At 43.9% G+C, this 1,074-nt stretch carries 1 pseudogene; it reads right to left on the bottom strand.

Annotation, left to right across the window (positions count from 1 at the left end):
* A pseudogene (locus GJU43_RS22915) lies at positions 1 to 1,074 on the bottom strand (hypothetical protein); the annotation flags it as partial.

The following is a 1,074-nucleotide window of genomic DNA, read 5'->3' as shown; positions in this document are numbered from 1 at the left end:
TACCAAATCGGCTACCGTTTTATGATCCACTTTACAGAATTCCTGTGTGGTCTGGGTAGTTGTTGGCGTTTGCGGATCGCTTAAAGTTACTGTTACTGCCAATCGGGTTGGGCTCTCACACGTTCCTACTTTTAGTGAACCGTAATACACTTTATTGTTTTCCAAAACTGTTGTTAACGGAACTACTGTTGTTCCATCAGCAGAATCATACCACGTAACATCACTTTCGTTCGTTACCAAATCGGCTACCGTTTTATGATCCACTTTACAGAATTCCTGTGTTGCTGCTCCGGTTGGTGTTTGAGGGTCACTTAACGTAACCGTTACCGCCAAACGCGTTGGACTCTCACAATTTCCCACTTTCAGTGAACCGTAATACACTTTATTGTTTTCCAAAGCTGTTGTTGACGGAATTGCATTTATTCCTGTCGCATCATCATACCACGTCACGCCTGATTCTGTTGTTACCAAATCAGCCACCGTGTTGTTATCCGCTTTACAGAATTCCTGTGTAGTCGCTCCTGTTGGGGTTTGTGGATCACTTAACGTAACCGTTACGGCCAAACGGGTTGGACTTTCGCAGGTTCCTACCTTTAGCGAACCGTAATAAGTTGTGCCATCAGTTAAAACTGTAGTTGACGGAATTGCATTTATTCCTTTCGCATCATCATACCACGTCACGCCTGTTTCAGCAGTTTTCAAATCAGCTACTGTTTTATTATCCACTTTACAGAATTCCTGCGTGGTTGCTCCTGTTGGTGTTTGCGGGTCACTTAACGTAACCGTTACCGCCAAACGGGTTGGACTTTCGCAGGTTCCTACCTTTAGCGAACCGTAATAAGTTGTGCCATCAGTTAAAACTGTAGTTGACGGAATTGCATTTATTCCTTTCGCATCATCATACCACGTCACACCTGATTCTGTTGTTGCCAAATCAGCTACTGTTTTATTATCCACTTTACAGAATTCCTGTGTGGTTGCTCCTGTTGGCGTTTGCGGATCACTTAACGTTACCGTAACGGCCAATCGTGTTGGACTTTCACAGGTTCCTTCTTTTACCGAACCGTAATAAGT

This window comes from Flavobacterium sp. LC2016-23, assembly GCF_009674775.1.
Classification (GTDB): Bacteria; Bacteroidota; Bacteroidia; order Flavobacteriales; family Flavobacteriaceae; genus Flavobacterium.
Note: the sequence above shows the minus strand (reverse complement) of the source record. Positions and strands in the feature narration are given on the sequence as shown.